A 24,947-nucleotide genomic window follows, 5' to 3' on the forward strand; every position below is an offset into this window, starting at 1 on the left:
TGAGGGACAGGCAAAGAAAGAAGGCCCCGACCGTTTCCGGTCGGGGCCTTTCCTATTGGCTGCTTGCGTGCTTGGGCTCGGCGCCTCAGTGCCCGCCGAGCACCAGCGTCTGTACCGGCAGCATCAAGGCCTGAATGCGCAGGATTGCCGCGTGGACGAGCCCCACCGCATCGACCCCGTGCAGATAGACCCATTCCAGCGTGCTGATCCCGGGCTTGTCCAGTTCGTCGTGGTTGCTGGTATAGGCATTGGCGATGCAGCTGCTGCCGGGCGGCACGTCGTCGAGCACGCCGGGGAAGAGCGGCTCCATGACCACGGTGATCGTGCCGGGCTGGGAAATCTGCGCGACATCGATCAGCTGGTCGCTCGCCCTCACCTGACCGGCGGCGATCACGTCCTGTACCTCTGTGACGACGAGCGGGATGATGGTGAAGGGCTTGCCGACGCAGGTCGCCTCGCCGATCATGCCGACCTTCATCACCTGCGCCTCAATCTGCCCGAAGCCGGCGACCAGCCGCGCCCGCCCGGCATTTTCCGGGACCAGGACACCAGCAGGGCGCAGCAGCGGATTGACGATTTCGCCGACCCGAAGAGTGAACTGCTGCAACGTGCCGGATACGCCGGCACGCACGGTCGTCTTGGTAATGTCGACCTCCGCCTGTTTCAGCGCCGCCTCGGCGCTGGCCTTTTGGGAGGGCAGCAGTGAGGAAAGCTTCGTCTCCAGCGTCTGCTTGTTGGACTGGGCGGCCGTCAGCCCGCCCTTGCGCCCTTCGACCAGCACTTGCTTACGCTCGATCTCACGCCGGGCGACGACGTTGGGGTTGAGCTTGTTCAGCTCCACCTGGGTATTGTATTCGTCCTCGGCCTGCTTCAGGTCGGCCTGTGCTTGGACGATCACGCCATCGGCAGCGACAAGCTCGGTGCGGGCAACGGTCGTCTCAGCGTCGACCTCGGCGATCTGGCGCCGTGCGACCTCGGCCTTCGCCTCCTCCTCGGAACTGTCGAGCTTGAACAGCGGCTGACCGGCCTTCACCTTCTCGAAGCGGGTAACATAAATCTCGGTCACACGCCCGTTGGTCTCCGGCAGGACCGCCACGGTGCGGAACGCCGCGGTGACGTTTTTCGTCGACGGGTGGAAGTAGAAGATCAGGGTGATCAGCGAGATCGTCAGCACGATGCAGGCGGTAATGCCCCAGCGCAGTTCGAACCAGACCGAATAGATGGTGATTTCGCGCCCGATGCGCTTTCCCTGGCCGTAGCGGCGGAAGAGATAGTCGGGCAGGATGGTCAGCATCGAGCAAAGGATAAACTCGAACATGGCTTATGCCTTCCCTTCCGTCGACGACTGATCGTGTGACGCGCGGCCGGGCAATGCGCGCGGCAGCGGCAGCGGCTCGCTCGCCGCCGGTTCGGCTTCCGCCGCGGCCGTCTGTGCCGTTTCGGGCTGGTCAACCACCTTGCCGGCAATTTTCTCCAGCGAGCCGGCGATCGACGATAGCGGAGAGGAGAAATCAGGAAGGTCGATCAACGCCAGAAGCAGGGCTGCGCCCCACAAGAGATTGTTGTGGGTGAGCAGCGACAGGAGCGCCAGGACCGCGACCAGTTCCAGCTGGATCTTGTTGGTCTTGTGCGCCATGAGCTCCGGCAGCGAGTGTAGCCGGAGATAAAGCGTGCCGAGCGCGAAGATCGACACGATCAGGAAGACGGCAACCGCATTGAACAGCCAGTCGGACTGGCCGGGTGCCGTTATAAAGCCCGGTAGATGATGGATGGCAGCAGGATGGATGGCTTCGGACATTACGCCTCCACAATTCGGACTGGACCACGAGAATCGTACATTAGCACACCACTCGAAAACAAAAACAAAAGCTTGCACGTCAACCGCAACTTGACCTTGCAGCGCCGCACACCCTAACAAGTCGACGCGTCGGCGCCTTGAAGTGCCGCCGGTTTCAAGCAGGATCGTCGGCAGCTTGCTGTTCCCCAGGTTACGGCGTCAGATGCCCGCTCGCCCTATCGCGCGGTAGATTCCCGCCCGCAGAGCGCCACCAGAAGGAGACCGCGATGGCCCAGAACATCTATGACAAACCGGAATTCTTCGAAGGCTACAGCCAGCTCGGACGTTCCGTCCACGGGCTTGCCGGCGCCGCCGAATGGCCAGCGATTCGCGCGCTTCTGCCTGATCTTGCAGGAAATCGCGTCATCGATCTCGGTTGCGGCTACGGCTGGTTTTCGCGCTTTGCTCGTGAAGCTGGCGCAGCCCAGGTGCTCGGCCTCGATCTCTCCGAGAAGATGATCGCGCGCGCCAGGGCCGACACATCAGATCCGGCGATCGAATACAGGATCGCCGACCTCGACCAGCTCGAGCTTCCCGAGCAAGGCTTCGACTTTGCCTACAGCTCGCTCGCCTTCCACTATATCGAGGACTTCGGCCGGCTGGTTGCCACGATCCACCGGGCGCTCGTGCCCGGCGCCCATTTCGTCTTCACCATCGAGCACCCGATCTACATGGCCTCGCACAATCCGGGCTGGCGGATTGAAAACGGTGAGCGGACCTGGCCGGTCGACCACTATTCGGCCGAGGGGCCGCGCACGACCGACTGGCTCGCCAAGGGCGTGATCAAGCACCATCGCACCATCGGCACGACGCTGAACACGCTGATGACAACCGGTTTTGCCATCCGCCACGTCGAGGAGTGGCGTCCGACAGAAACGCAGATCGCCGAGATCCCGGCGCTTGCGGAAGAAGTCGACCGCCCGATGATCCTGATCGTCAAGGTGCAGAAGTAGGGAGCTTAGCAGTCTATGCCTGCGTCAGGGGCCTGAGAAAAAGGTCTCCATGGCCGCCGCCCGGCAGGCATGAATCATCCCGATCGCGCCGGCTTCGCGACGGCTGACATCCGCCTTGCCCCAATAGGCCTGTCCGGATTTCGCGCTCGGCGTGCGCAGGGACGTTAGGATGTCGGGCAGGGTTTCGTTCACGCAACCGAGGACAAACGCGCGCACAGCTTGAATGCCGCACTCTGCGCCCTGTGCGTTCAGGCGAACTTTTGGCAGCTCCCTGAGCCGCTGGTCCACGCCCTTCAGAAGGAAGGCGCTTTCCTCGCGTGAAAACGCGTTTGCCGCAAGCAGCTTTTGCAGCCGCGCCCGCTCTGCCGAATAGCTGACCTGCGGACAAGATTGGGCGCCCTCAGCGGCCGGCGCGCCGAAGGCGACAAGCATCAAGATGGCAGTAGCGCGGCCCAAAGCTTCATGTTTCGTCACGTGGATTCCCAAATCTCTGCAAATGAGAGGGGAACATAGTCATCAGGGAACCACCTAGAAAGTGTATTTCGAGACGCTTACGCCTTTTCCTTCAGCGTCTCCTTCTGGGTGATCAGCCGGGCGCTGTGCTGGCCGCTCAAGTAGGTCCAGAACCAGCTCCAGGCGACGGCGAAGCGGCTGCGGGTGCCGATCAGGAAGTAGATGTGGGCGATGCCCCAGATCCACCAGGCAAGCGCGCCCTTCAGCTTGAACCGGCCGAAATCGATGATCGCGGCACGCCGGCCAATGGTGGCGAGACTGCCCTGGTGACGATAGCGGAAGTCTGCGGGCGGCCGGTTGCCGGCAAGCCGCGCGCGGATGACATCGGCCACATAGGCGCCCTGCTGCTTGGCCGCGGGCGCAATGCCCGGCACCGGCTTGCCGCCGTCATAGGTAACCGCTGCCGTGTCGCCGATGACGAATACATCGGGATGATCGGGTGCCGTCAGATCGGCGCCGACGATCGCCCGGCCGGCGCGGTCAGCAGTGATATCCAGCCAGCGGGCGGCGGGTGATGCCTGCACGCCCGCAGCCCAGACGAGCGTACGGCTGCCGACGAACTCGTCGCCGATCATCACACCCTCTTCGGTGCAGGCTGTCACCGGCGTGCCGGTGCGGACCTCGACGCCGAGGCGCTGCAACTCCTTGACCGCATAGGCCGACAGATCCTCGCTGAAGGCAGCCAGAATGCGCGGGCCGGCCTCGACCAGGATCACGCGCGCCTGCCGCGTATCGATGCGGCGGAATTCGTCGGGAAGCGTGCGATGCGCCATTTCGGCGATGATGCCGGCAAGTTCGACGCCCGTCGGGCCGGCACCGATGACGGTGAAGGTCAGGAGCGCTGCGCGGACGTCCGGATCCTCTTCCAGCTCTGCGCGTTCGAAGGCGATGAGCACGCGGCGGCGGATCGTGGTGGCATCCTCCAGCGTCTTCAGCCCGGGGGCGAAGGGCTCCCATTCGTCATGGCCGAAATAGGCATGCGTCGCCCCCGTCGCCAGCACCAGCGTATCGTAGCCAATGCGCTTTCCGTCCTTGAGAACGACCGCCTTTTCGGCCGCATCCACATCCGTCACCTCACCGAGAAGCGTCGTCACCTCCGGCCGGTCACGCCACAGGCTGCGGATCGGCCAGGCGATTTCCGAGGTGGCGATCAGCGTCGTTGCGACCTGGTAGAGCAAGGGCTGGAAGAGATGATGGTTGCGCCGGTCGATAAGAGTGATGCGAACCGGCGCCCCGGCAAGCCCCTTGATCAGCTGCAATCCGCCGAACCCGCCGCCAACGACGACCACGTGATGCCTGTCCTGCATGTTTGCTTCCAGCTGGCGCCCAGCCGGCCTTCTATTGGACATGCCACAACATTGGGGTTGCGATGGGCAAGGACAAGCGCGGACGCCTCATGTCTCCCTTGCAAAAAACCAAGAGCGGCCACCCATGGTGGCAATGCACGTCCCCTTGAGCGCCACTCAGCCGTCAGCGTTCGCTGGGCTGAAGATGCCGGATCCGCGCCACGTGAACGCGGATTTCTTCCGCGCTGAAGCGCGTGTGGCGGCGCACGTCGCTTGGCCGGTCGAAGCCTAGACCCAACCGCTTTTCCGGCCGCCACGACTTCACCGGGCGGATCGGGCGCGGTGCAAAACCGCCACCGCAGGTCGGGCAGACATTGTGAAGCACCGTTTCCACGCAGTTTGCGCAATAGGTGCACTCGTAGCTGCAGATGCGTGCGTCGGCGGAATCGGGCGGCAGGTCGCAATCGCAAAGTTCGCAGTTCGGTCTGAGTTCAAGCATGGCCGGCTCCTGTTCGTAGTGGAAAGATCCCGCCCTTGCTCCCACGAAAGGCGGCTGGCATAAATGACAACATGCCCTCGTTTTACGCCAAAACGGATGAGAGAATACGAACCGTTGCGATCGTCCTTTTCGACCGCACCAAACTGATCGACGTGACCGGCCCCTTACAGGTCTTCAACGACGCCCGCGCGCCATCCGGGTCACCCGCCTACTCGATCTCGCTCCTTTCCGAGACCGGCGGCCCCGTTGTCACCGACACCGGCGTCGCGCTTGAAACACTGCCCTTTTCGCACGCTGCATCGAGCCCACCAGACACCCTGCTCGTCTCCGGCGGGCAAAGTGCATTGCAGGCGGCGACATCCGAAGCGCTGCTCGGCTTTCTCGCAGACATGGCGGGGCGTTGCCGCCGGCTCGGCTCGATCTGCCTCGGCGCCTTCATCCTGGCACGCGGCGGACACCTCGACGGCCGGCGCGCCACCACGCACTGGGAGGACTGCGCGCAGTTTCGCGAAGCGTTCCCGGCCATCGACGTGCGCGAGGATTCGATTTTCGAGGAGGACGGCGGCATCTGGACGTCGGCAGGTGTCACCGCCGGCATCGACATGGCGCTTGCCATGGTCGAACGGGATCTCGGCCGCAGCGAAGCCCTGAGGCTCGCCCGCTCGCTGGTGCTTTATGTCAAGCGAACCGGCGGCCAGCGCCAGTTCAGCGCCGCCCTTGACCAGCAGATGAGAAGCAGCACCAGCCGGTTCGACATCCTGCTGACGGCAATCCGGGCCGATCTTGCAGCGGACCTGTCGGTGCCCCGCCTTGCGCAGTTGGCCCATATGAGCGAGCGAAATTTCTCACGCCTCTTCACCGAGACGATGGGCGCGAGCCCGGCGCAGTTCATCGAGGAACTGCGCGTCGATGCGGCCTGTGATGCCCTTCAGCGTGGCGACGTGTCGGTCGCCAGCGCCCCGTTCCTCTTCGGTTTCGGCAACCCCGAACGCATGCGCCGCGCCTTCCAGCGAAGAAGGGGCGTTTCGCCCTCCGACTACGAGGCCCGTTTCGGGCCGCGCCTGTCGAAGGCGCCGTGAGGCGCCAATCGCCCCGGGCCAACCTGCCCGCACCAGGTGGCGCGCGGCGTGGCGGCTCTCACCGCGACGACGGCCCGGTGGCAAAGCCGATCTCCTCCACCCCGTCCCTGAGCACGATCTCATCGCCAAGTGACCATTCGGCCGCACGCGCCGCCAGACGCGCCGGCACCATCGGCGAACGACCGGGACCGGGCGGCACGTCATAGGTGGCGTGGGCGTCGTTGGCGAGGATCACGGTGAAGCCCTTGGCCATCGCTGTGCGGGCCGTCGCCGCTAGGCACATCTCCGAGAGCATGCCGCAAATCGCGATCGTCTCGATCTCCCGTTCCCGCAGCAGATCCTCGAGGTTCGTACCATCGAAGCCGTCGTCCTTCAGCTTGCGCACCACCGTCTCTCTCTCCTCCGCGGGGAAGAAGAGCTGCCAGCCGTCTGTCTCCGGCTCGTCAGAGGCGCCCTCGGGTCCATCGTTCTGCAGGAAGATCACCGGAACGCCTGCCGCACGAGCCCTTTTTAGCAGAAGACCGACAGCGCGCTGAAGGTCGACATGGCCCGGCACCGCCTCCGGTCCGCAGATGAAGGCGCGCTGGACATCGACGACCACAAGCGCATCGGCCACGTCGCCCTCAATCGCCGGGCTCGCCTCGCTAGCCACACCCGTCATCCGCTTCACTCCGCATAATCGACCGGCACCGCCGTACCGCTCTTGAGGATTTCCATCGAGATCGAGGCTGAGACGTCGAAGAGCTCCACCTTGCGCACGATCTGCTTGTAGACCACGTCATAATGCTCGACGCGCGGCAGCACGACCTTGACGATATAGTCATGGTTCCCCGTCAGCCGATGGGCCTCGACGATTTCAGGGATATCGCTGATCGCACGGCGGAATGTCTCGATCCACTCGTCCGAATGGTGCGCCGTCTTGATCAGCGCAAAGACGGTCGTCGGCACGCCCATGCGCTCGCGATCGAGCACGACGATGCGCCGGGCGATGTAACCCGCCTCCTCCAGCCGCTGGATACGCCGCGAACAGGCGGAGAGCGAAAGGTTGACCCGCTCCGCCAGTTCGCCGACCGCGACACTCGCATCCTGCTGCAGCAGCGCCAGCAGCTTCCTGTCTCTTTCGTCAAGCACGCCGATCCCTCCACCCATTGCTATTCGTTGCCGACTATATTTGCACCAATACTCCACATCGCGCAAATTATTCGCGCCAAATGGTGTTCGTCGCGCCAACAAAGCGAACCATTCCGGCGGCTTCGACGGCATAGTTCCGGCCATCGAACAACGGCGTGCCCGGCGCGCCATCAAGGCAAAGAGGAATGGCGATGCGCAAGATTGGTCTGATCGGCGGCATGAGCTTCGAAAGCTCGGCAGTCTACTACCGGATGGTCAACGAAGCCGTTCGCGAGCGCCTGGGCGCGCTGCATTCGGCCGAGGTGCTGCTGCATTCCGTCGACTTCCAGTCGATCGTCGATCTGCAGAAGGCCGGCCGCTGGGATGATGCCGCCAAGCGTCTTGCCGGTGTCGCCCGCGGCCTGGAAGCGGCCGGCGCCGATTGCGTGCTGATCTGCACCAACACCATGCACCTGATCGCCGATGCCGTTCAGGCGGCCGTCGACATTCCGCTGATCAACATCATCGACGAGACAGCGCTGCGGCTGAAGGCCGCCGGCAGCCGCAAGCCGCTGCTGCTTGCCACCCGCTACACCATGGAGCACGGCTTCTATGCCGAGCGCATGCGCAGCCACGGCATCGACATCATGGTGCCGGACGCAGACGGCCGCACGCTCGTCCACAATGTGATCTTCGACGAGCTCTGCGCCGGCCAGGTACTGCGCTCCTCCCGTCGGGCTTTGATCGACCTGATCGACAAGGCCGAGGCGAAAGGCGCGGACGCCGTCATCCTCGGCTGCACCGAGATCTGCCTGACCCTTGACCCCAGAGCCCTGCCGCTGCCGGGCTTCGATTCCACTGCGATCCACGCAGAGGCGGCGGTCGAGTTTGCGCTGGAAGGGTGCAGCCTGGCACGGGCGGCTTAGGCCCCCGTCCGTTACCCGAACTGCGCAAGCCGCTGACATTGGGGGTGTTTCACGCGCAATGGACTGTCCTGACACAGGCGCTATAGTTTTGCGATCACAGCGCATCACTGAGCCGGTCGGGGGGTGTCAGCGAACACATGCCATCAAACTTCGTCGCCAAGGGTGCGCAGGCTTATGAGGCCAGCATGGGGCGCTGGAGCCAAAGGCTGGCCGCGCCATTCCTCAGCTTTTCGGGCGTGCCACCCCGCGGTCGGGTGCTGGACGCAGGATGCGGAACCGGCAGCCTGACGCTGGCGCTGGCCGCCCACCCGCAGCTCGAAGCGATCGAGGCGCTGGACTTCGAGCAATCCTTCGTGGAGGCCCTGCGCTCCCGCACCACCGATGCGAGGATCAGGGTTCGGCAGGGCGATGTCTGTGCCTTGCCCTATGAGGACCGGATGTTCGACGGCGCCTATTCACTCCTCGTCCTGCATTTTGTGTCCGATGCAGATCGGGCTGTGCGGGAAATGCGACGCGTTCTGCGGCCGGGGGCGATCGGCGCGGCGGCGGTTTGGTCCCACGACGGCATGCCGAGCTGGCGGCTGTTCTGGAAAACGGTCCTCGCGCTTGAGCCGGAAGCGGCCGGCAATGGTGTGCCATCTGGCAGGCGGCCACTGACAGCGGCCGGCGAGTTGCGTGAGGTTTTCGAGCGTGTCGGCTTCACGGGCGTGACCGAAACGATGCTGACGATCACCATGGATTACGCCAATTTCGACGACTTCTGGCGTCCGAAGGTCTATGGGCAAGGAACCTTCGCAGCCTTCTTTGACGCCTTGCCCCAAGCGAGGCGCGATCGCCTTTGCGGCGGTTTGCGCGCGGCCTATCTATCCGGCAGCCAGGACGACGGTCCGCGTGGCTTTGCGAGCCTTGCCTGGGCGGTTCGCGGCACCAATGACGCTTGATGGGTTGCCTGCCTTGCCGACGGTGCGAACGACAGATGAACGCAATCGACAAGTCATTCCGTTCGCGAAAGCGGCCGCAGAAAGATCCGCTCATAGCTGATGAATGGAGGATTGGCGGCGTAGCGCGCGTTCGCCGCTACGCCATCCGGATCCACGGCCGCTTCACGGCGATAGCGCAGGTACGCCGCCTCGTCCGGAAAGGTGAAGAGCGCGATGGCGATCTCGCCGTCACCCTCCTCGCCGACACCGGGAAAGCTCGTGCCGATACCCTCGGGTTTTTCGCGCGGGATGAAGTAGCCGTGGTGCGTGCCGCCATGACGCTCGATGAGCGTCATCCAGGTTTGGGCGTAGGCATCGAATTCCGCCATCCGGCCTTGCACCAGCCGGTAGCGGATTTCACAGGTGACGGGACCATCCGGCATCAGACTTCCTCTCCCTTGCATCCGGGCCTCGGACCGCGAAGGCCGATGCAATTGCCCCAGGGATCGCGCACCTGGCACATCCAGAGCCCCTCCTGTATCGCCATCGGTCCACGATAGAGAAGCGCGCCGAGCGCTTCGAAATGGGTAAGCGCCCGGTCGAAATCCTCGACCGCCCAGTAGACGACCGAGCCTGCAGCACCGTTCGCCACCTTGTCATCCGCCTGCACGATTTCGAGATCCACCGCACCGACCTTGAGATAGGCGAAATCGAACGCCTGAAGCCATTGGCGTTCGGCATGGGGGAAAGCACGCTCATACCAGGCGAGCCCCGCGTCGGTGTCGGGAACATGCACCAGAATGGCCGCCACACTATCGGTCATTGCGATTTCTCCATCCGCCATTCGGGCCCACTCGTTACAGGATTCGTCGACGGCTCAGGCGGAAATCGCCTCCGAGGCGGAACGAAACAGGCCTTCGGCACCTGCACCCACCGCCCGCCAATCACATTCGGCGAGCCCGGCCGGCGCGAAAGGGTCGATCAGCGTGCCCGAGACGATCGAGGCGAGCAGCGCCTGCATCGGCGGGGTACGGGCGATCGTCGCGACCAGCCGGTCGCGCAGCCAGGCAAGAAGCGTCGAGTCCGATTGGTAGAACGGCGTGAACAGCAGCGAAAGAATCTGGAACAGCTGAACATGATTGCGGCGCGCAGCGGCATAGGCGGCAAGGGCAGCATCGAGATCCGACGCGGTCTGCAACGCATGCGCCAGCGCCGCCACGTCGAGCAGCGCCATGTTCGCCCCCTGCCCGAGTTGCGGACTTGTCGAATGGGCGCTGTCGCCGACGAAGGCGACACGGCCGGAAATCGGCGGGCGCATGGTGCGATGCGCATAGCGCGCCAGCGTCAGTTGCTCCCAGTCGGCGATCTGATCGAGCAAGGGGGCACAATCCGGCCAGTAGTCGAGGATGGCGGCTTTCCAGCGGTTGAGCCCGGCCTCCCGCACCCTGTCCGCGTCCGCGACCCTGAGGCTCCAGAAGAAGGCGACGCGCTCCGTCTCGCCGACCTGCGCCCTGCCCGCCGGCAATATGCCGATCATCACCTTCGCCTGATCGTAGCGCTGCACCAGGGCGTGGGGATCATGGACGAGCCCGTCGCTGTCGAGCGTCGCCCAGAAGGCACCATAGGTAAGCTCGCGCACTTTGGGGGCAGCGGCAGAACCGGCCGAAAGCGGCGAGCGCGCGCCACTCGCGTCGATCACCAGATCATAGGCGCCCGCCTCGTGCCCTTCCGCATCCACAAGCACGGCCTTGCCACCGGCCAGTCGAACATCGGCGAGCGTGACGCCGGTGCGAACCGGCAAGCCGGCGGTGATCACGGCGTCATGCAGCGTGTTGAAAAGTGCGGCGCGCTGCACCGCCAGCCCGAAGCGGCCGCCAGCCAGCGCGTCATAGCGCACGTCGAGCACGGTCCGCCCGGATTTTGCATCGGCGCCATAGAGCCGGTCGATCCGGCTGCCGAGCGCAAGCATCGACGGCAGCAGACCGAGCGCGTTCAGGACCGTCATCCCCGTCGGCTGCAGCATCAGGCCGGAACCGACTGGCGAGGCAGCATCGAAGCGTTCGAGGATTTCCACCCGATGCCCCTGCCGCGACAACATCATCCCCGCTGCAAGCCCCGCCGGGCCAGCGCCCGCAATGCCGATGTTCAATGGTCTCATGGTCCCTCGAGCTGGGCGCGCGATCAGGCGAAACGGACTCGCTTCATTGGCAAACTATAGGGAAAATCAAGGCGCTAGCGCAAGTCTGCACGACGGGACACGACGTCGCGCGTCGTGCCTCGCAAACGCCCCTCATCCGGCCTGCCGGCCACCTTCTCCCCGCAGGCGGGGCGAAGGAGACTCGCGGCACCCGCTCGTTTCATCGTCGCTTGGCCCCAAAGTAGCAACCGCCTGGTCTTTGCAATGGGCGCCTCGGTTCCCCTGACGGCAGCTCAGGTTGGCAAACCGAAAAGCAGGACAAGTCCCCTCTCCCCGCCCACGGGGAGAGGGTTAGAGTGAGTGGCAACTCCCGCGAACGATCGCCAGGAAACGAGAGACGACGACGCCCGAGAGGGGCGAGCGCGTTGCCCCACTGTAAACTCCAGCGCCGCAGGAACGCACTCACGCCTCCGCGTCATACACCTCGCGTGCCGCGCGGATCGCGCCGTGGTTTTCCACCGACCAGTCGACGAAATGCTTGAGCAGGCCAAGCAGCGAGCGGCCGAGATCGGTCAGCGCATATTCCACGCTCGGCGGCTGGGTCGGATAGACGGTGCGGTGGATGTAACCGTCGCGCTGCAGGTCGCGCAGCGTCTGGGTCAGCATGCGCTGGGAAATGTCGGGGATCAGCCGCCGAAGCTGGGAGAAACGCAAGGGACCGTCGGCCAGGGACAGGATCATCAGCGAATTCCACTTGCCGCCAATGTTGTCCATGACGTCGCGCACCGGGCAGTTGTCCATGTCCATCGGAACGCCGCAGACCATTGCCACGCGCTTGCCCTTCACATCCCCGGTCAGCTTGTTCATAGGCGGTACCCTTCCTGTAACCACAGCAGAAAAAACTGCCTCCTTTACAGCTCTACCGAGATTACGGGATAAGAGCAAGTCTCAAAAAGAGACCATATACCGGCGCCCTCTCCCAGGCGACGGCATGGACGAAGGGCGCGGAAAATGCCGGCGATGTGCCGCTGCCATCCCGCCTCAGGCTTAGAGGAAAAGGAAAAGACATGTCCGATACATTGCTCGTCACCGGCGCAACCGGCCAACTCGGCAAGCTCGTGCTCGACCAGCTTCTGGCAATCGGCGTCGCGCCGGCAAAAATCATCGCCACCAGCCGCGACACCGCCAAGCTCTCCGACTACGTCGCCAAGGGCGTGCAGGCCCGCGTCGCCGATTTCGACGACCCCGCTTCGCTCGACAAGGCCTTTGCCGGCGCCGACCGGATCCTGATCATCTCGACCGACGCGCTCAACCAGCCGGGCAAGCGGCTGAAGCAACATCTCGCAGCCGTAGCCGCCGCGAAGAAGGCCGGCGCCAAGCACATCCTCTACACCTCGATGCCGAGCCCCGAGACGTCGGTCATCCCCTTCGCGCCCGATCATCTCGGCACCGAAAACGCCATCAAGGCGACCGGCATCCCCTACACCATCCTGCGCAACGGCTGGTACATGGAGAACCTGTTCATGGCGCTGCCGCATGCGCTTGAAACCGGCCAATGGTTTTCCTCGTCCGGCGAAGGCCGCCTCGCCCATATCGCCCGCGCCGATGCGGCAAAGGCTGCCGCTGCAGCGCTGGCCTCAGCCGTGGACGAGAGCCGCACCTATACGCTGACGGGCGGCGAGCAGCGCTCGACCGACGAGATCGCGACCCTCGTTGCCCAGGCGACCGGCAAGCCGCTCGGCGTCATGCACATCTCGGACGAGGCCCTTGCGGGCGGCCTGAAGGGCGCCGGCCTGCCGGATTTCCTCATCCCGATTATCGTCTCCTTCGACGCCAACACCCGCGAAGGCCATATCAACATGGTGACGAACGACGTGACGTCGCTGACAGGCGCGACACCGGTGAAGCTCGGCGCTTTCCTGGAAGCGAGCAAGGCAAGACTGGCCGGCTGAGGAAGGGATCAGGTCCAAAACGACGTGAGCCCGGCCGTCCGTGCCGGGCTCACGCAGCATTGCGACGAGGTCGATGCCCAATTCCGTCTTCCGCCCCGGCAACAGGATCTTGCCAGGCGCCGTCGCATTTTGTTCTTGTTATGTTCCGCGCAATGCGCTATGCATTCCCCCACCTTCACCACCGGAGAAAGGGGACATCATGACCGCTTATGTGACCGTGGGTGCCGTGGACTGCGCCCACTCGAATGCCTTCTATGACGCAATTCTCGCGACCATCGGATGGAGCAAGCACGTGGAGTTTCCGGACTGGCGCGCCTATTCCGAGGGCGGGACCGGCAAAGGCTTTGTCCTGTGGGTCTGCAAACCTTTTGATGGTGAGCCGGCGACCGCCGGAAACGGCTCCATGGTCGGGTTCATGGCCAAGTCGCCCGCGGAGGTGGATGCTTTCTACCAGGCCGCCATGGTCAATGGCGGGGCGGACGAAGGCGCACCCGGGCCACGTCCGCATTATGGGCCCGACTGGTACGCCGCCTACATGCGCGACCCCTCCGGAAACAAGGTCTCGGTCGTCTACAACGGCTAGGGCTGCCGCCGCGAACAAACGGGGCGACTTTGCGAAAACGACGTGCACGGATCAGATCTTCGGGACGCGGAGAGCGTAACTGACGGATCGCGACCGTGCTTTGCGGGATCCCCGGGGCCTGTTTCCCGGGGGCCTGGACGGGCCGTGCGCAGGGCCGCGCCTGCCGCACGGTCCGCTCCGATTTTGCCGATCTAGCGGATGGCCTCCACCGGCGAGGCATCTGCGCGCAGCGCGATCTCCGCAAGCACGAGCGCGCTGAGGCCGGCCACGAAGAACCCCGCCGATAGATTGAGCGTCGTGCCGTCGTAAAAGGCGCCTATACCGACTGCAAACAGGGTCGCGATCAGGCTCGAGCCGGAGGCGATCAACGATGCGCCGAGGCCCGCAACCTGGCCAAGCGAGCGCATGGCCATGGCGTTCAGGTTGCCGAAGAGCACCCCGATCGCGAAGAAGGCGGCAAAGCCGAGCGCCAGCAGCACGGCAAGAGGCGGCCGGCCGGCCCAGAGGGCGGAGGCCGCCAGCATGGCAAGCCCCGCCATCGCCAGACCGATGAAGCCATAACGCGCCATCGCCTCCGAACCGAAGCGCTGCACGAGCTTGGCATTGAGGAACGAGGCAAGCCCGATGCCGGTCGCCAGCATCGCGAAATACAAGGGGAAGGTCTGTCCGATCCCATAGGCGTCGAAGAACAGATCCGCGGCGGTGCTCAGATAGAGAAGCTGTGCGCCGAAGACGAGACCGGTCGCCAGGATCAGCAGCGTCACGCGCCGGTTTGACAGGATGCGCCGTCCGTTCGAAGCGAGAAGCCGCGGCCGAAAGGGAATGCGCTTCTCCAAGGGCAATGTTTCCGGCTGCCGCATGACCAGCCACAGCCCGAGGAGGCCCGCTGCCACGAGATAGACCGCAAAGACGCTGCGCCAGCCACCGACAGCGATGATCCCTTGCGCAAGCGTCGGCGCCAGCATCGGCACGAGGATGAACAGCGTGAACATGAACGACATGACGCGGGCCATGGCGTCGCCTTCGAACTGGTCGCGGATCATCGCCCGCGTGGCAATCTTCGGTCCGGAAACGCCGACGCCCTGAAGGAAGCGGCCAAGGATCACCATTTCGAGCGAGCCTGCTGCCATGGCGATGACCGTTCCGGCGGCATAGACGCCAAGCCCCAGAACAAGCGCCCGCTTCCGCCCCATCGCGTCGGAAAGCGGCCCGAGCAACAGCTCGCCAAACGCCATGCCGAGGATGAAAAGCGAGATGATGTGCTGGGTGGAAAGTGGCGGCTGAACGCCGAGATCGGCTCCGATCTGGCGCAGGCCCGGCAAGAGCGCATCGATGCTGATCGAGGTCAGCGAGGTCAGAAGCGCATAGAGGACGATGCGCTCACGGAAACTGGTGGGGAATGTCATTGGCAGCACATATGGGAGAACGGAGACTCAACCTATAGCAGTCCTGCCGCAAGATGCATGCGGCGATCGCAAGGTTCGTTCGCAAATTTTTCATCTCTGCCGCGGACGCGGTTGCCGGCAAAGGCAGAAGCAATTTCCTGCCAGGAAGTGCGTGAAAACAGGAAGCTACCGCATCGATCACCCGATCATCGGCGGTCTAGTCTTTGATGGCAAAAAACAGCCCGCTTTCCTTCTGCACGTCCAATACGCCGCCGCCTTCAGCGAAGGCAGATTGGATCGCTTCCTTGAAGGCAGCAAGTTGTCCGTCTCCGGCTTGGTCTCCAGGCGGAAAGGAGGTCAGGGCCAGGTACACGTCGTTCGGATCGGTCACGACCATATGGGCCGGATGAAGGTAGCACTTAACATTGCCAAACCGCTCCTGAAGCAGTCTCTCCGCGTGCGTGAACCCGAAGGCGGCAGCGGCCGGGTCATAGGGCGCGCCGCCGAACGTCGTCGTCAACTCGTAGAGGCGGCGCATATTGTTCGTGCCGTTGGTCGTGACCGCGAGGAAACCTCCAGGCTTCAGAACCCGAAACATATCGGCGACCGCCCTCTCCGGATCGGCCAAGTGGTAGAGCATGTGCATGGCGACAACGCCGTCAAAACGCTCATCCTCGAACGGCAGCGCCGCCGCATCCGCCACGCTGCCATTCACCGCCTCGAACGGCAACGACGCGCAGCGTTTCATGGCTTCATCGACCATACCTTGAGACAGATCAGTCAGGGTAAGATCGAGATTGTGAGGGACGGTATCCGTCACCGCCTCCCAAAACCATGCCGGACCGCAACCGACATCCACGATCTTGTCGCCGGCCTTCAACGGAAGATGGCTTGCGATCCACGGGAACCATGGGCGATCAGATACAGTGTACTGGGAGGCAAGACGCGCTCGTGCTGCGAGGTTTTGGCTGTTGCCATACTGTTTTGCATTGCCCGTTGTCAGTGACGTCACCTCGGCCTCCTCGATCGTTTTGTCCGCTTCTGCTGCCTACCGTCTCCGCCTAGTGCCGCAGATGCGATACATCCGCGAGGCTGACGACCGCGCGGTTTCGAAAGAAATCGTCCCGGCGCAGATGCGTGATGCTCCCGGATTTGGCCGGGAAACTGAGGAAGCCGGTGGCATCGATCGGGATCTTCATCCAGGCGGCGATGACGAGGGTGAGCGTGAAGCCGTGGGTCACGATGATCTGCGTCCCGCACGGCCGCTCGACGATCGCATCGACGCAAGGGAAGACACGCAGCGCCACGTCGCGACGGGTTTCCGCACCCTCGATGCCGCAATCATGGTCGAGCCGATTGTCGTCCGGTGCCGGGCTATAGTGCGCATCGAGCCAGGCCTGAGGCCTGCCACCCGCAACGCCATAACTGATTTCCCTGAGATCGGCGGTTTCCATCACCGGCCGTTGGAAACGCCTTGCTATGGCGTCGGCCGTCCCAGAGGCGCGGCGAAGATCGGAACTATGGATTTCCACGTCCCCGCCGCCAATCAAGTCCATCAGCCGTTCGGCCGTCGCCTCAGCATCCTGCCTGCCGCGCGCCGTCAGATCCGTGTCGTACCAGCCACCCACCTTGCCTTCCAGGTGATGGACGGATTCCGTATGGGTGACGACGAAGAGATCTTTCATGGCACGCTCGGGAGAAGCAGGGCGCCCTGGCCGCGCCAGAGCGAAGGCGCGGCGTCGCCTCAGACCTCCTGCCCGCAGGCACGACGGAAGCGGCGCACGGTTTCGGCCATGCCATACTCCAGCGCATCGGCGGTCAGGCCATGACCGATCGAGACTTCGGCAAGGTTTGGCAGGTGCTTGACGAGCAGCGGCAGGTTGGCGACCGTCAGGTCGTGCCCGGCATTGACGTCGAGCCCGAGGCTCGCGGCAATCGCAGCCGTGCGGCCAAGTTCGCCGGCGATCTTCTCGGCCTTCGCAGGATCGTCGAAGCAGCCGCCATAGGGGCCGGTATAAAGCTCGATGCGGTCGGCGCCGGTCTCCTTGGCAATCCGCAACGCCTCAACATCCTCGTCGCCATCGGCAAACAACGAGACGCGAAAACCCTTCTTCTTCAGCCGGCCGACGACGCTGCCGAGCAAGTTGTGGTTCTTGCGGAAATCCCAGCCGTGGTCGGACGTCGCCTGCGCTGGATCGTCGGGCACCAGGGTCACCTGTTCCGGCCGATGCGCGTCCACGAGGCCGAGGAACTCCTCGTTCGGATAACCTTCCATGTTGAATTCCGTCTCCGGAAACGCCTCGTCGATCAGGTCGCGGATCGGCTGCAGATCGCTGAAGCGGATGTGGCGCTGATCGGGCCGCGGATGCACGGTGAGGCCGGCGGCCCCCGCTTCGAGCGCGATGCGGCCAAGCGCGGTGACGGAGGGCCACGGCAGATCGCGCCGGTTGCGGAGCATTGCGACGGCATTCAGATTCACGGACAGTTTTGCAGGCATGTCTGAACTTTCCAGAAGGCGGGCCAAAAGGCAGGCCCGGACGCAGGCAATGTGGTTGCAATGTTCTACTGCATAATTGCAGAAACCGAAAACAGTTTGAGGTCCGATTATGCAGCAATTCCAAGGAGGTCGGAGCGGCGGCGATGCGGCGTTTGCGCGCGGTTCGTTTGCCCGCCTTGTCTTGACCAAGTCTTGACAATCGACGCCTCTAATATGCGGGAAGTCTCAATCACGATCGGCGAAAATGGCCAATTGGGCTTCCGCTACCATCTGCCGCAGGGAGAACCGGCGCAATTTTTGCGTTTATTTCAGAAAAAACTCAAATTTGGCGTCTACTACCCCTGACAACCACCTTTTTTGGGCCTAACTTTCCGAATCAGATCGCATGGCACGGCCCGCGCCGCGATCGCAATTCATAGATCTTAGTTCATATGACACTGGAGCAAGAACCGATGACGACGGTCGAAAGACCCTGCGACGAGACGATTCGACGGGCGCTCCGTCGTATCCTCGAAAGCAAGGCTTTCGCGCGTTCAGAGCGCCTCAGGGCCTTCCTCGCCTATGTGGTCGAGAAGGAGATGGCCGGTGAAGGCAATCAGCTCAAGGGTTATTCGATCGCGATCGACGTCTTCGACCGGCCCCAGGCCTTCAACGCCGACAGCGATCCGCTCGTGCGGGTGCACGCCGGCAAATTGCGCAAGCTGCTCAAGGCCTTCTATGAAGGCGACGGTGCCGACGACGAATGGCGGATCGCCATTCCCAAGGGCACCTATGTTCCGGAGTACCAGCGCGCCCGGATCGAGGAAGAGCATCAGGCGGCAACTTCGCCCCGCCAGCCGAAGCTGACGAAGCGGCGCTTTGCCGGACACAGGCCCGCCTGGCCGCCGGCGCCCTTCTCATCGCCGCTCTCGGTGCTGACCGTGCTGCCGCTGCTGCTCTTTGCGCCGATGCCCTCGCAGGAAATGACGCTGGACATCGATGCGCAGGCAAAGCTCTTCAATGCGCGCCACGCGACCGAGCGGGTGCTGCCCTCGGTACAGGTGGAGACGACCGGTACAGAAAGTCCGGACGCCAAGGCTTTCGCCACGGCGCTCCGCCTGGCGGCGCAACGCCACAAGACGCTGGCCCGCGCCACCGACGGCGACACCGGTCGCCCCGTCTCGCGCAATTCCGCCCTCTCCTTCACAGTGAAGGTGACCTGGTACGATGCGCCGGCGCAGGGCATCCGCGTCACCCTCTCCCATGATGGCGAGAACGTGCCCCTGCGCCAGGACTTCATCACCTGGAAGCGGCTCGAGTCCGAGCCCGACCTGCTTTACGAAAGCATGTCGCTGGCGTCGGAGCTGTTTTCGCTCGACGGCGAAATCTACGAGCACGCCCGCCAGGAGCAGATCGAAAGCCCGCTGATGGGTTGCATGGCCGCTACCCAGCGCTATCGCAAGCACCTGACCCGGGATGCCTTCCAGGAAGCATGGTCCTGCCAGCAGAAGCTGTCACCGCTGCGCGGGGACGAGCCGCTGTTCATCCTGAGCTCGAACAGCCCGCTCAAGGTCATCGGCCACTGACCTTGCGACCGCCGGCACCGCGTCTTCAAGAACGCTGCAAATTCACCGCAACGCTTTGAATCGCCGCATGTTTTTCGCGATCGCTTACGATCTGGAAAGCCATGCGGTGACGGCGGCACCACCAAGCGGGAAAACGGTCGCCTGCCGTCAATATTAAGGACTGGTCATGTATTCGAATCGCGTATACGGTGCACGCATGCGTTGGGAATGGATGCCTGGTTGCTCGTCAGGCAAGCATCGAAGTCCTGAGTAAACCGCGTGATCCACGTGGGGATGCCCCAGCCGAGCAGTAGGCATTGTCGTTGTCGGTCAACGAGTGCCTCAGCATGCGGACACGGTCCGCACCTATGAGAGACCCGGTGATCGCCGCCGCTTCCGGACGCGGACTGTGCACACCCTGGGTCGGTCTCGATTCAGGTCAAATATGCGGAAAATCAAACGTTACAGCGACAACGCGCCGGACAGGCGCGGCCTGTAAACCGGGGACAATCGATATGCCGCGAGACCACTGGAAATACGAAGGCATGCTTGCCGCGCCCGACCGCGTCGGCTTCCTGCCCATCCTTCCCCTTCCCCATCACGACCCGACGGCCCCACTGGCGATTGCCGACATGGCCGATGCCTTCGGCGTCACCCACCGCACCCTGCATTTCTACGAGGAGAAAGGCCTTCTGACCGCCGCGCGCATGGGGCCGATGCGGGTCTACAACGAAGACCACATCCGCCGCATGGCTGTCATCAACGCCTGCCGCGAGATCGACATGCCGATCGCCGCCATCCTGGAGCTTCTGACCGGGCTTGCCGGCACAGAAGAACAGGCGGACGCCGACCGCCTGTTTCGCGAGGCACTGCTGGCGCGGCGCCGGGAACTTGCCGCCCAGCAGGCAAACCTGCGCCGCCAGATGCAACGCATCACCGAGCTGCTCGAGAGCAGCGACGGCAGCGGTTCCGCGACCGATGATGATAGCCATGTCCATCTTTCCCCGATCGAGAGCGAATGCCTGACCTTCATGGCCGAAGGCTATCCGGCCCCACGCATCGCCGGCCTGATGGAGATGGATGTCGCAGCCGCGCTCACGCTCGAAGCCGGCATCATCCGCAAGTTCGGCGCCAACAACCGCTTCCAGGCAATCGCCAAGGCCGTACTCGCCGGCATGATCACGGCGGAGTAGCGTCTGGACGCAGCAGCCAAGGCGCCGGGGTTCGCAAGCGGCGCGCTTTGCTCGCCTTCATCCCCGTGTCGGCCACGCGGGTGAAGCCGCGTGGTGCCCGGCACCGGACAGCAAGAGACCTGCCGGCGGCTGGCAGCGCCGCCGGTTTGGGCGCAATTCGGCCGGGATCATCGACAATGGGATGTCTTCGACGCCGCGCGCATGGTACGAGGCGCGGAAACGACTGAAGTGAGATACCCCGATGCTTCCCTGGATAGAGCTTGACCGCGCAACCATTCCCGGCGACGGCGACGAGCTGCGGCTGAAGCAGCGCGGCCAGGAATTTTCCATCATGCTCGGCTCGACCGAACTGATGAACAGCCGGCTGAGCGGCTCGGAAGAGGCACTGGCGACGCTGGCCTACGAGCGCATCGCGGGCCGCAAAAACATGAGCATGCTGATCGGCGGCCTCGGCATGGGCTTCACCTTGCGGGCGGCCCTCGCCGTGCTGCCGGACGATGCCCGGGTGGTCGTCGCCGAACTCGTGCCGGCCGTCGTCGACTGGGCGCGCGGGCCGATGGCTGAGCTGCACAAGGGCACGCTCGACGATCCGCGCGTCGAGATCCATGTCGGCGATGTCGGCGCGCTGATCCGGTCGAAGAAAGCAGCCTACGACGCCATCCTGCTCGATGTCGACAATGGCCCGGACGGATTGACACGCCCCTCCAATGACAGCCTTTACAGCCATACCGGCCTTCGCGCCGCCCAGGCTGCGCTGCGGCCGGGTGGTGTGCTTTCCGTCTGGTCGTCGGCGCCCGACAGCGCCTTTACCCGGCGCCTGCGCGAAGTCGGCTTTGCTACCGATGAGGTGAATGTGCGCGCCAATGGCAAGCGCGGCGGCGCCCGCCACATGCTCTGGATGGCGACCAAGCGATAACAGACCGGATCTGCTCCGCTCCTCGCTGACATCGTTGATGGTCACATCTTTCGGAAGGCGCGGCTGGAGATCGAGATCGCGTTGTCTGACGGATCCCTGGCGTTGGCGAATTGATAGCCGTCGGCCTGGTGGATGGCTCCGAACACCAGCCCTTCGGCAGCGCTACGTTCACAAAAGGCTTCGACATCGCTGACGTCGAACACCAGTTTCACCGCTGACTGGCCTCGCCGCTGCCCCTTGGCCGCGGGGTGGATCATCAGATTTGCGCCGCCGTCCCGGTTCAGCAGTTCGACGATCCGGTCGCCCGCCTCACGGAAAGCTTCGAAGCCGAAGTGCTTTTCATAGAAGCGAACGGTCTCCTCGACGTCCTGCGCGTAGAGGATGATCCTGTTGATCGGCAACGGCGCATCCCTTCCGTAGCCGCCCTCAGCGAACGATCGTCAGCCGCTCCGCCGCGCGGGTGATCGCGGTATAGAGCCAGCGCTCGCGGGTATCGCGGAAGGCCCAGCTCTCGTCGAACAGCACGACATTGTTCCACTGCGAGCCCTGTGCCTTGTGCACGGTCAGCGCATAGCCATAGTCGAATTCGTCGTAGCGCTTGCGTGTCTGCCAGGGGATCTCGCCCTCGACATCTTCGAAGGCCGCCTTCAAGAGCTTGATCTTGGCGGCACCGCGGTCCATGTCGTCGTCTTCGGGGCGGATCATCAGGTTGATGCCCGGCTTCACCGTCTCCTTCGACGAGCTCATCACCTGCCACAGCGAGCCGTTGAGCAGCCCCTTGGCCGGGTCGTTCCGGAGGCAGACGAGCTTGTCGCCAGACTGCGGATATTCGCTGGTGAAGCCCTTGAGCTCGCGAAGGCGCTGGTTGTAGCGCCGGCGGGTCTTGTTGGTGCCGACCAGCACCTGATCCGCCTCCAGCACCAGTTCCTGGTTCACCTGCCCGCGACCGATCACCTGCGTGGTGCCGTAGTCGCCATGCACGATCTCGTTGCCTTCGCGCACCTGCATGGCGAGCTGGATGATCGGATTGTCGCGCGCCTGACGGTGAATGTCCGTCAGCAGGTAATCCGGCTCCTGGTTGGTGAAGTAGCCGCCGCCGGAGACTGGCGGCAGCTGCCCGGGGTCGCCGAGGACCAGGATCGGCGTGCCGAAGCTCATCAGGTCCTTGCCGAGCGCCTCGTCCACCATCGAGCATTCGTCGACGATGATCAGCGCTGCCTTGGCGACCGGGCTCTGGCGGTTGATCGCAAACATCGGCGCGATCGAGGTCTTGCCGGTTTCTTCGTCGGAAACCTCCTCCTCGCCGCGCGGGCGGTAGATCAGCGAGTGGATGGTCTTGGCATTGCTGGCGCCCTTGGAGCGCAGCACCTGCGCGGCCTTGCCGGTGAAGGCGGCAAACAGCACCTCTCCGTCGACATGCTCGGCGAAATAGCGCGCAAGCGTCGTCTTGCCGGTTCCGGCATAGCCGAACAGCCGGAAGAGCGGCGAGCGGCCCTCTTTCAGCCACTGCGAAACGGCCTTGAGGGCCTCATCCTGTTGCGGTGCGAACTGCATGGGGCTGAGTGTCAGGATTCGGGCGGCACAAGCAAGCCCGGATTTGTGGGCTGCGCGGCCGCCATTTTGGCGGTTTGGACTACATCTTTCTGCGAAACAGGGACTTGCGGTGTAGAATCAACGGCTTTCTGCATCACGCCAACCATCGGGACCTCCGGGTCCGCGATCTTTTGTTCACGTTTTTTTCTCACAACTTGCGTTTATCATGCAGCCACGGGCCTTCCCGGCAGAAGTAGTGACATCGCCCACCTCATTTCCGGCCGATAGTCGCTGTGGCACTTTCTTGCCGTGCCCCTTGAATGCAACGCCGCATTGTTGCTAACGAGCGGGACATTGATGGCGCCACGATCCCGCTGGCGGCTACCATCGCTCGAAGCCCCAACGAGGCAGGCCACGATTGGCCGCTCCCGCCTCTTGGGGGTCATGCCGGAGAATGCCCGTGACGACCGACAAGCCCAAAGCCTCGTCCTCTCCGGAAAAGGTCGGCATCGGACGGTTGGCGCCGTGGCTGCAATGGTGCCTGCTTTCGGTCATCTCCCTCCTGCTTGCCACCTGTTTCGAATTCATCGGCATCCCCGCGGGGCTGCTGATGGGGCCGATGCTTGCGGCCGTGCTCGTCGGCCTGAACGGCGGCACGATCCGCCTGCCGCGCCAACTCTTCTTCTGTGTTCAGTTCATCCTGGCGATGATGATCGCCGGCGCCATGACGCCGGGCATGCTGGTGACCTTTTCCGGCAACTGGCCGCTGTTCCTCGCGGTGATCCTGTCGGTCATCGCCGTCAGCACGCTGTGCGGCTGGGTGATCACCCGCATGCGCATTCTGCCGGGCACGACGGCGATCTGGGGCTCGTCGGCCGGTGCCGCCTCGACGATGCTGTTGATGGCCGATGCCTATGGCGCCGACGCGCGCCTGGTCGCCTTCATGCAATATCTGCGCGTGATCTTCGTCGCCAGCACCGCGACTGTCGTGGCCCATATGTGGGTCACCGGCGCCGAGGCCGAGCAGACCACGCATTGGTTCGCGCCGATCGATAGCCTGCTCTTCCTCGAGACGGTCGCCGTCGGACTTGGCGCGGCCCTTGCCGGCCGCTTTCTGCGTGTGCCGGCGGGCGCCTTCCTGCTGCCGTTTCTCATCGGCGCCGCGCTGAATGTCTCCGGCGTCATGACGACAACGTTGCCGCAATGGCTGCTGGCGCTCTGTTTTGCGCTGCTCGGCTGGAACATCGGCCTCTGCTTCACCCGCCAGATCCTCATCCACGCACGCCGCGCGCTGGTGCCGACGATCATCTCGATCGTCGTGCTGATCTCCTTTTCCGGCCTGCTCGCCCTGCTCCTGATCAAGGTCGTCGGCATCGATCCGCTGACCGCCTATCTCGCCACCAGCCCCGGCGGGCTCGATTCGATCGCAGTCATCGCCGCCTCCAGCAATGTCGACCTCTCCTTCGTCATGGCACTGCAGACCGCCCGCCTCTTGATCATCACCATGATCGGTCCGGCTCTCGCCCGCTTCGTCGCCGACCGGGCTTGAAACCGGCGGCCGAGGGATTGTCGGCCCGGCCTTTCTGCGCAAAAGTCGTACGGGCGCGCTGGCCGACGTTGCGGAAAAATTCCTCATGAAGACACTTAGGGTTTATGGCCCACCAGAGACGGTGCTCCCGTTCGATCTCCGCGATTTCCTGCAACTCCTGGCTCCCCACTCCCTCAGGGCCTCGTGGCGAGTTTCGGCGGTAGACACGGGGTATTCCTGGTTCGAAGCCACCGGCCCCGGTGGCGACGTCCTGGAGACGATGGCCCGATCCGGCGAACGGGTCGGCGGCAAGGACCTCGCTGCTGCCGCCAATGACACCCGCCAGGTGATCTGGGGCGCGTTTTGCGGTTCCCTGCCCACTGCGCCCGACCAGCTCTGGGTCCGCATTCGCGCGATCGACAGCACGTTCTACGAAGTGACAACGGACGACGAGACAGTCCTTGGAAAGATCGAAGCAACCTTCGATGACGTTCGCCGTTTTGACGAGACCTGGATGCCGATCCGTGGCGACGGCGATACGGCCTTTGAGTAGAAC

The 24,947-nt window shown here is 63.8% G+C and carries 28 protein-coding genes; 11 read left to right on the forward strand and 17 right to left on the reverse strand.

The window, feature by feature from the left end:
• Nucleotides 1-85 precede the first annotated feature (85 nt).
• The gene (locus PWG15_RS11000) at nucleotides 86-1,318 is read right to left on the reverse strand and encodes an HlyD family secretion protein (RefSeq protein ID WP_275019808.1); all 1,233 of its coding nucleotides are present in this window, start codon (nucleotides 1,316-1,318) and stop codon (nucleotides 86-88) included.
• 3 nt (nucleotides 1,319-1,321) lie between these two features.
• Complete coding sequence (locus tag PWG15_RS11005) at nucleotides 1,322-1,798, reverse strand: hypothetical protein (RefSeq protein WP_275019809.1); 477 nt, start codon at nucleotides 1,796-1,798, stop codon at nucleotides 1,322-1,324.
• Nucleotides 1,799-2,064: 266 nt separating this feature from the next.
• Between PWG15_RS11005 and PWG15_RS11010 the strand changes: the two genes are divergently transcribed.
• Nucleotides 2,065-2,790, forward strand: coding sequence for a class I SAM-dependent methyltransferase (locus tag PWG15_RS11010; RefSeq protein WP_275019811.1), 726 nt, complete (start codon nucleotides 2,065-2,067; stop codon nucleotides 2,788-2,790).
• 24 nt (nucleotides 2,791-2,814) lie between these two features.
• Here PWG15_RS11010 and PWG15_RS11015 read toward each other — a convergent pair whose 3' ends face one another.
• From PWG15_RS11015 to PWG15_RS11025, 3 genes are all read right to left on the reverse strand, one after another.
• Nucleotides 2,815-3,222 carry a hypothetical protein gene (locus PWG15_RS11015; protein ID WP_275019812.1) on the reverse strand — a complete coding sequence of 136 codons (408 nt, stop codon included), beginning with the start codon at nucleotides 3,220-3,222 and terminating at the stop codon, nucleotides 2,815-2,817.
• A gap of 119 nt (nucleotides 3,223-3,341) precedes the next feature.
• Nucleotides 3,342-4,610 (reverse strand): NAD(P)/FAD-dependent oxidoreductase, encoded by a 1,269-nt coding sequence (locus PWG15_RS11020; RefSeq protein ID WP_275019814.1) that lies wholly within the window; start codon nucleotides 4,608-4,610, stop codon nucleotides 3,342-3,344.
• 163 nt (nucleotides 4,611-4,773) lie between these two features.
• The gene (locus PWG15_RS11025; protein ID WP_275019815.1) at nucleotides 4,774-5,088 is read right to left on the reverse strand and encodes a DUF1272 domain-containing protein; all 315 of its coding nucleotides are present in this window, start codon (nucleotides 5,086-5,088) and stop codon (nucleotides 4,774-4,776) included.
• A 71-nt stretch (nucleotides 5,089-5,159) separates the two neighbouring features.
• On the opposite strand from PWG15_RS11025, the gene PWG15_RS11030 reads away from it, so the two are divergent.
• Complete coding sequence (locus PWG15_RS11030; RefSeq protein WP_275019817.1) at nucleotides 5,160-6,167, forward strand: GlxA family transcriptional regulator; 1,008 nt, start codon at nucleotides 5,160-5,162, stop codon at nucleotides 6,165-6,167.
• Nucleotides 6,168-6,225: 58 nt separating this feature from the next.
• On the opposite strand, the gene PWG15_RS11035 is transcribed toward PWG15_RS11030, so the two are convergent.
• Both PWG15_RS11035 and PWG15_RS11040 read right to left on the reverse strand, forming a co-directional pair.
• Complete coding sequence (locus PWG15_RS11035) at nucleotides 6,226-6,828, reverse strand: isochorismatase family protein (protein ID WP_275019818.1); 603 nt, start codon at nucleotides 6,826-6,828, stop codon at nucleotides 6,226-6,228.
• Between the two features lie 5 nt (nucleotides 6,829-6,833).
• Nucleotides 6,834-7,298 (reverse strand): Lrp/AsnC family transcriptional regulator, encoded by a 465-nt coding sequence (locus tag PWG15_RS11040; protein ID WP_275019820.1) that lies wholly within the window; start codon nucleotides 7,296-7,298, stop codon nucleotides 6,834-6,836.
• Between the two features lie 185 nt (nucleotides 7,299-7,483).
• Here PWG15_RS11040 and PWG15_RS11045 point away from each other — a divergent pair, with 185 nt between their 5' ends.
• Nucleotides 7,484-8,203 (forward strand): aspartate/glutamate racemase family protein, encoded by a 720-nt coding sequence (locus PWG15_RS11045; protein WP_275019821.1) that lies wholly within the window; start codon nucleotides 7,484-7,486, stop codon nucleotides 8,201-8,203.
• A 137-nt stretch (nucleotides 8,204-8,340) separates the two neighbouring features.
• Nucleotides 8,341-9,144, forward strand: coding sequence for a class I SAM-dependent methyltransferase (locus PWG15_RS11050; protein WP_275019822.1), 804 nt, complete (start codon nucleotides 8,341-8,343; stop codon nucleotides 9,142-9,144).
• 53 nt (nucleotides 9,145-9,197) lie between these two features.
• Here PWG15_RS11050 and PWG15_RS11055 read toward each other — a convergent pair whose 3' ends face one another.
• The 4 genes from PWG15_RS11055 to PWG15_RS11070 all read right to left on the reverse strand — a co-directional run bounded on the left by PWG15_RS11055 (nucleotide 9,198) and on the right by PWG15_RS11070 (nucleotide 12,127).
• Entirely contained in the window at nucleotides 9,198-9,566 is a 369-nt protein-coding gene (locus tag PWG15_RS11055) for an NIPSNAP family protein (RefSeq protein ID WP_275019823.1), read from the reverse strand.
• Nucleotides 9,566-9,946 (reverse strand): VOC family protein, encoded by a 381-nt coding sequence (locus PWG15_RS11060; RefSeq protein WP_275019824.1) that lies wholly within the window; start codon nucleotides 9,944-9,946, stop codon nucleotides 9,566-9,568. The genes PWG15_RS11055 and PWG15_RS11060 overlap by 1 nt, the downstream gene beginning before the upstream one ends.
• 54 nt (nucleotides 9,947-10,000) lie before the next feature.
• Nucleotides 10,001-11,281: an FAD-dependent oxidoreductase gene (locus tag PWG15_RS11065; RefSeq protein WP_275019825.1), complete on the reverse strand. Its 1,281-nt coding sequence runs from the start codon at nucleotides 11,279-11,281 to the stop codon at nucleotides 10,001-10,003.
• 441 nt (nucleotides 11,282-11,722) lie between these two features.
• Nucleotides 11,723-12,127: a winged helix-turn-helix transcriptional regulator gene (locus tag PWG15_RS11070; protein ID WP_275019826.1), complete on the reverse strand. Its 405-nt coding sequence runs from the start codon at nucleotides 12,125-12,127 to the stop codon at nucleotides 11,723-11,725.
• 200 nt (nucleotides 12,128-12,327) lie between these two features.
• On the opposite strand from PWG15_RS11070, the gene PWG15_RS11075 reads away from it, so the two are divergent.
• Nucleotides 12,328-13,212: an NmrA family NAD(P)-binding protein gene (locus PWG15_RS11075; protein ID WP_275019827.1), complete on the forward strand. Its 885-nt coding sequence runs from the start codon at nucleotides 12,328-12,330 to the stop codon at nucleotides 13,210-13,212.
• A 199-nt stretch (nucleotides 13,213-13,411) separates the two neighbouring features.
• Nucleotides 13,412-13,795 (forward strand): VOC family protein, encoded by a 384-nt coding sequence (locus tag PWG15_RS11080; RefSeq protein ID WP_275019828.1) that lies wholly within the window; start codon nucleotides 13,412-13,414, stop codon nucleotides 13,793-13,795.
• A gap of 191 nt (nucleotides 13,796-13,986) precedes the next feature.
• On the opposite strand, the gene PWG15_RS11085 is transcribed toward PWG15_RS11080, so the two are convergent.
• The 4 genes from PWG15_RS11085 to PWG15_RS11100 all read right to left on the reverse strand — a co-directional run bounded on the left by PWG15_RS11085 (nucleotide 13,987) and on the right by PWG15_RS11100 (nucleotide 17,677).
• The gene (locus PWG15_RS11085; RefSeq protein ID WP_275019829.1) at nucleotides 13,987-15,201 is read right to left on the reverse strand and encodes a multidrug effflux MFS transporter; all 1,215 of its coding nucleotides are present in this window, start codon (nucleotides 15,199-15,201) and stop codon (nucleotides 13,987-13,989) included.
• Nucleotides 15,202-15,397: 196 nt separating this feature from the next.
• Entirely contained in the window at nucleotides 15,398-16,192 is a 795-nt protein-coding gene (locus PWG15_RS11090) for a class I SAM-dependent methyltransferase (protein ID WP_275019830.1), read from the reverse strand.
• 49 nt (nucleotides 16,193-16,241) lie between these two features.
• On the reverse strand, nucleotides 16,242-16,865 hold the full coding sequence (locus tag PWG15_RS11095) for a histidine phosphatase family protein (RefSeq protein ID WP_275019831.1): 624 nt from the start codon (nucleotides 16,863-16,865) through the stop codon (nucleotides 16,242-16,244).
• Between the two features lie 59 nt (nucleotides 16,866-16,924).
• Nucleotides 16,925-17,677 carry a pyridoxine 5'-phosphate synthase gene (locus PWG15_RS11100; RefSeq protein ID WP_275019832.1) on the reverse strand — a complete coding sequence of 251 codons (753 nt, stop codon included), beginning with the start codon at nucleotides 17,675-17,677 and terminating at the stop codon, nucleotides 16,925-16,927.
• Nucleotides 17,678-18,129: 452 nt separating this feature from the next.
• On the opposite strand from PWG15_RS11100, the gene PWG15_RS11105 reads away from it, so the two are divergent.
• From PWG15_RS11105 to PWG15_RS11115, 3 genes are all read left to right on the forward strand, one after another.
• Nucleotides 18,130-19,242, forward strand: coding sequence for a hypothetical protein (locus PWG15_RS11105; RefSeq protein ID WP_275019833.1), 1,113 nt, complete (start codon nucleotides 18,130-18,132; stop codon nucleotides 19,240-19,242).
• Nucleotides 19,243-19,736: 494 nt separating this feature from the next.
• Nucleotides 19,737-20,414, forward strand: a complete 678-nt coding sequence (locus PWG15_RS11110; RefSeq protein WP_275019834.1) for a MerR family transcriptional regulator — start codon at nucleotides 19,737-19,739, stop codon at nucleotides 20,412-20,414.
• A 241-nt stretch (nucleotides 20,415-20,655) separates the two neighbouring features.
• Nucleotides 20,656-21,330: a spermine/spermidine synthase domain-containing protein gene (locus PWG15_RS11115; protein WP_275019835.1), complete on the forward strand. Its 675-nt coding sequence runs from the start codon at nucleotides 20,656-20,658 to the stop codon at nucleotides 21,328-21,330.
• 41 nt (nucleotides 21,331-21,371) lie between these two features.
• Here the strand turns inward: PWG15_RS11115 and PWG15_RS11120 are convergent, their stop codons facing one another.
• On the reverse strand, nucleotides 21,372-21,731 hold the full coding sequence (locus PWG15_RS11120) for a VOC family protein (protein ID WP_275019836.1): 360 nt from the start codon (nucleotides 21,729-21,731) through the stop codon (nucleotides 21,372-21,374).
• 25 nt (nucleotides 21,732-21,756) lie between these two features.
• A complete protein-coding gene (locus PWG15_RS11125; RefSeq protein WP_275019837.1) occupies nucleotides 21,757-22,884 on the reverse strand; it encodes an ATP-dependent DNA helicase in 1,128 nt (375 codons plus the stop codon).
• A gap of 439 nt (nucleotides 22,885-23,323) precedes the next feature.
• Between PWG15_RS11125 and PWG15_RS11130 the strand changes: the two genes are divergently transcribed.
• Nucleotides 23,324-24,412, forward strand: coding sequence for an AbrB family protein (locus PWG15_RS11130; protein WP_275019838.1), 1,089 nt, complete (start codon nucleotides 23,324-23,326; stop codon nucleotides 24,410-24,412).
• 85 nt (nucleotides 24,413-24,497) lie between these two features.
• Nucleotides 24,498-24,944 carry a hypothetical protein gene (locus PWG15_RS11135; protein ID WP_275019839.1) on the forward strand — a complete coding sequence of 149 codons (447 nt, stop codon included), beginning with the start codon at nucleotides 24,498-24,500 and terminating at the stop codon, nucleotides 24,942-24,944.
• Nucleotides 24,945-24,947: the final 3 nt, after the last annotated feature.

Origin of the sequence: Ensifer adhaerens (genome assembly GCF_028993555.1) — a bacterium.
In the GTDB taxonomy this organism is placed as follows: domain Bacteria; phylum Pseudomonadota; class Alphaproteobacteria; order Rhizobiales; family Rhizobiaceae; genus Ensifer; species Ensifer adhaerens_I.

What these genes read in the sequence shown, in the direction of transcription:
- PWG15_RS11000 (WP_275019808.1), bottom strand. Translation starts at nt 1,318, where the DNA reads ATGTTCGAGTTTATCCTTTGCTCGATGCTGACCATCCTGCCCGACTAT.
- PWG15_RS11005 (WP_275019809.1), bottom strand. Translation starts at nt 1,798, where the DNA reads ATGTCCGAAGCCATCCATCCTGCTGCCATCCATCATCTACCGGGCTTT.
- PWG15_RS11010 (WP_275019811.1), top strand. Translation starts at nt 2,065, where the DNA reads ATGGCCCAGAACATCTATGACAAACCGGAATTCTTCGAAGGCTACAGC.
- PWG15_RS11015 (WP_275019812.1), bottom strand. Translation starts at nt 3,222, where the DNA reads ATGCTTGTCGCCTTCGGCGCGCCGGCCGCTGAGGGCGCCCAATCTTGT.
- PWG15_RS11020 (WP_275019814.1), bottom strand. Translation starts at nt 4,610, where the DNA reads ATGCAGGACAGGCATCACGTGGTCGTCGTTGGCGGCGGGTTCGGCGGA.
- PWG15_RS11025 (WP_275019815.1), bottom strand. Translation starts at nt 5,088, where the DNA reads ATGCTTGAACTCAGACCGAACTGCGAACTTTGCGATTGCGACCTGCCG.
- PWG15_RS11030 (WP_275019817.1), top strand. Translation starts at nt 5,160, where the DNA reads ATGCCCTCGTTTTACGCCAAAACGGATGAGAGAATACGAACCGTTGCG.
- PWG15_RS11035 (WP_275019818.1), bottom strand. Translation starts at nt 6,828, where the DNA reads ATGACGGGTGTGGCTAGCGAGGCGAGCCCGGCGATTGAGGGCGACGTG.
- PWG15_RS11045 (WP_275019821.1), top strand. Translation starts at nt 7,484, where the DNA reads ATGGCGATGCGCAAGATTGGTCTGATCGGCGGCATGAGCTTCGAAAGC.
- PWG15_RS11050 (WP_275019822.1), top strand. Translation starts at nt 8,341, where the DNA reads ATGCCATCAAACTTCGTCGCCAAGGGTGCGCAGGCTTATGAGGCCAGC.
- PWG15_RS11055 (WP_275019823.1), bottom strand. Translation starts at nt 9,566, where the DNA reads ATGCCGGATGGTCCCGTCACCTGTGAAATCCGCTACCGGCTGGTGCAA.
- PWG15_RS11060 (WP_275019824.1), bottom strand. Translation starts at nt 9,946, where the DNA reads ATGACCGATAGTGTGGCGGCCATTCTGGTGCATGTTCCCGACACCGAC.
- PWG15_RS11065 (WP_275019825.1), bottom strand. Translation starts at nt 11,281, where the DNA reads ATGAGACCATTGAACATCGGCATTGCGGGCGCTGGCCCGGCGGGGCTT.
- PWG15_RS11070 (WP_275019826.1), bottom strand. Translation starts at nt 12,127, where the DNA reads ATGAACAAGCTGACCGGGGATGTGAAGGGCAAGCGCGTGGCAATGGTC.
- PWG15_RS11075 (WP_275019827.1), top strand. Translation starts at nt 12,328, where the DNA reads ATGTCCGATACATTGCTCGTCACCGGCGCAACCGGCCAACTCGGCAAG.
- PWG15_RS11080 (WP_275019828.1), top strand. Translation starts at nt 13,412, where the DNA reads ATGACCGCTTATGTGACCGTGGGTGCCGTGGACTGCGCCCACTCGAAT.
- PWG15_RS11085 (WP_275019829.1), bottom strand. Translation starts at nt 15,201, where the DNA reads ATGACATTCCCCACCAGTTTCCGTGAGCGCATCGTCCTCTATGCGCTT.
- PWG15_RS11095 (WP_275019831.1), bottom strand. Translation starts at nt 16,865, where the DNA reads ATGAAAGATCTCTTCGTCGTCACCCATACGGAATCCGTCCATCACCTG.
- PWG15_RS11100 (WP_275019832.1), bottom strand. Translation starts at nt 17,677, where the DNA reads ATGCCTGCAAAACTGTCCGTGAATCTGAATGCCGTCGCAATGCTCCGC.
- PWG15_RS11105 (WP_275019833.1), top strand. Translation starts at nt 18,130, where the DNA reads ATGACGACGGTCGAAAGACCCTGCGACGAGACGATTCGACGGGCGCTC.
- PWG15_RS11110 (WP_275019834.1), top strand. Translation starts at nt 19,737, where the DNA reads ATGCCGCGAGACCACTGGAAATACGAAGGCATGCTTGCCGCGCCCGAC.
- PWG15_RS11115 (WP_275019835.1), top strand. Translation starts at nt 20,656, where the DNA reads ATGCTTCCCTGGATAGAGCTTGACCGCGCAACCATTCCCGGCGACGGC.
- PWG15_RS11125 (WP_275019837.1), bottom strand. Translation starts at nt 22,884, where the DNA reads ATGCAGTTCGCACCGCAACAGGATGAGGCCCTCAAGGCCGTTTCGCAG.
- PWG15_RS11135 (WP_275019839.1), top strand. Translation starts at nt 24,498, where the DNA reads ATGAAGACACTTAGGGTTTATGGCCCACCAGAGACGGTGCTCCCGTTC.